At 53.2% G+C, this 2868-nt stretch carries 2 rRNA genes (1 of these 2 running past the window's edge); both read left to right on the plus strand.

Annotation, left to right across the window (positions count from 1 at the left end):
* Positions 1-2681 (plus strand): 23S ribosomal RNA (locus tag ACVOL0_RS19945); it begins 197 nt to the left of the window's first position.
* Between the two features lie 124 nt (positions 2682-2805).
* Positions 2806-2868, plus strand: a 5S ribosomal RNA gene (rrf, locus tag ACVOL0_RS19950); the annotation flags it as partial.

Consider the following 2868-nt stretch of genomic DNA (forward strand, 5'->3'; position numbering starts at 1 on the left):
AAGTAACCAGAGGAAAAGAAATCAACCGAGATTCCCTGAGTAGCGACGAGCGAACGGGGAACAGCCCTTAAGCTGGTATGGTTCTAGAAAAACGGTTTGGAAAAGCCGGCCATAGAAGGTGATAGCCCTGTATTTAAAAGGGCCATGCCAGTGAAGACGAGTAGGGCGGGGCACGTGAAACCCTGTCTGAATATGGGGGGACCATCCTCCAAGGCTAAATACTACTGACCGACCGATAGTGAACCAGTACCGTGAGGGAAAGGCGAAAAGAACCCCGGAGAGGGGAGTGAAATAGATCCTGAAACCGTGTGCGTACAAGCAGTAGGAGCTCGAAAGAGTGACTGCGTACCTTTTGTATAATGGGTCAGCGACTTACTGTTCGTGGCAAGCTTAACCGTATAGGGGAGGCGAAGGGAAACCGAGTCTGATAAGGGCGCATAGTCGCGGGCAGTAGACCCGAAACCGGGTGATCTAGTCATGCCCAGGGTGAAGGTGCGGTAACACGCACTGGAGGCCCGAACCCACTCCCGTTGCAAAGGTAGGGGATGAGGTGTGATTAGGAGTGAAAAGCTAATCGAACCCGGAGATAGCTGGTTCTCCTCGAAAGCTATTTAGGTAGCGCCTCATATGTATCCTCTCGGGGGTAGAGCACTGTTATGGCTAGGGGGTCATCGCGACTTACCAAACCATTGCAAACTCCGAATACCGAGACGGACTGTATGGGAGACACACGGCGGGTGCTAACGTCCGTCGTGAAAAGGGAAACAACCCAGACCCACAGCTAAGGTCCCAAATTTTGTGCTAAGTGGAAAACCATGTGGAAAGGCACAGACAGCCAGGAGGTTGGCTTAGAAGCAGCCACCCTTTAAAGAAAGCGTAATAGCTCACTGGTCGAGTCGGTCTGCGGGGAAGATTTAACGGGGCTAAGCACAGAACCGAAGCTTGGGGTGCATAACTTTGTTATGCGCGGTAGAGGAGCGTTCCGTAAGCCTGTGAAGGTGAGTTGAGAAGCTTGCTGGAGGTATCGGAAGTGCGAATGCTGACATGAGTAACGATAATGCGGGTGAAAAACCCGCACGCCGAAAGCCCAAGGTTTCCTTGCGCAACGTTAATCGGCGCAGGGTGAGTCGGCCCCTAAGGCGAGGCAGAAATGCGTAGTCGATGGGAAGCAGGTTAATATTCCTGCACCTCGCGTAAGTGCGATGGAGGGACGGAGAAGGTTAGGTGTACCAGGCGTTGGTTGTCCTGGGGAAAGGCGGTAGGTTTGGATCTTTGGCAAATCCGGGATCCTTTAAGACCGAGCACCGAGACGAGTCTTTAAGACGAAGTCACTGATACCACGCTTCCAGGAAAAGCTCCTAAGCTTCAGCTTACGCAGACCGTACCGTAAACCGACACAGGTGGGTAGGATGAGAATTCTCAGGCGCTTGAGAGAACTCGGGTGAAGGAACTAGGCAACATGGCACCGTAACTTCGGGAGAAGGTGCACCCTTTTTGGTGGCTCATGCGAGCTATAGCTGAAGAGGGTCGCAGTAACCAGGCCGCTGCGACTGTTTATCAAAAACACAGCACTCTGCAAACACGAAAGTGGACGTATAGGGTGTGACGCCTGCCCGGTGCTGGAAGGTTAATTGATGGGGTCAGCCGCAAGGCGAAGCTCTTGATCGAAGCCCCAGTAAACGGCGGCCGTAACTATAACGGTCCTAAGGTAGCGAAATTCCTTGTCGGGTAAGTTCCGACCTGCACGAATGGCGTAACGACAGCGGCGCTGTCTCCACCCGAGACTCAGTGAAATTGAAATCGCTGTGAAGATGCAGCGTTCCCGTGGCAAGACGGAAAGACCCCGTGAACCTTTACTATAGCTTTACACTGAACGTTGAGTTCGTCTGTGTAGGATAGGTGGGAGGCTATGAAACTGTGGCGCTAGCTGCAGTGGAGCCATCCTTGAAATACCACCCTGTCGTGCTTGACGTTCTAACCTAGGTCCATTATCTGGATCGGGGACCGTGTATGGTGGGTAGTTTGACTGGGGCGGTCTCCTCCTAAAGAGTAACGGAGGAGCTCGAAGGTACGCTCAGCGCGGTCGGACATCGCGCACTGTGTGCAAAGGCATAAGCGTGCTTGACTGCAAGATCGACGGATCAAGCAGGTAGGAAACTAGGACTTAGTGATCCGGTGGTTCTGTATGGAAGGGCCATCGCTCAACGGATAAAAGGTACTCCGGGGATAACAGGCTGATACCGCCCAAGAGTTCATATCGACGGCGGTGTTTGGCACCTCGATGTCGGCTCATCACATCCTGGGGCTGTAGTCGGTCCCAAGGGTATGGCTGTTCGCCATTTAAAGTGGTACGCGAGCTGGGTTCAGAACGTCGTGAGACAGTTCGGTCCCTATCTGCCATGGGCGTTGGAAGTTTGAGAGGGGCTGCTCCTAGTACGAGAGGACCGGAGTGGACGAACCTCTGGTGTTCCGGTTGTCACGCCAGTGGCATTGCCGGGTAGCTATGTTCGGAAGCGATAACCGCTGAAAGCATCTAAGCGGGAAGCGCGCCTCAAGATGAGACTTCCCGGGGCACAAGCCCCCTAAAGGAACCATATAGACTATGTGGTTGATAGGTCAGGTGTGTAAGTGCAGCAATGCATTGAGCTAACTGATACTAATGATCCGTGTGGCTTGACCATATAACCTCAAGTTGCCTTGGCCGACATGACATGTCGATAGACTCCAAGTGCACGCTACGTCACAAGATCCATGAGAGGCAGGCGCCTAAATCCGTACTTTGGATGGCGACGCTCCAACCGTCTCCCTGATGAAATTAGCGCTATGGAACCACCCGATCCCATCCCGAACTCGGAAGTGAAACGTAGC

The sequence above is a fragment of the Stenotrophomonas sp. STEN021 genome, assembly GCF_056760175.1.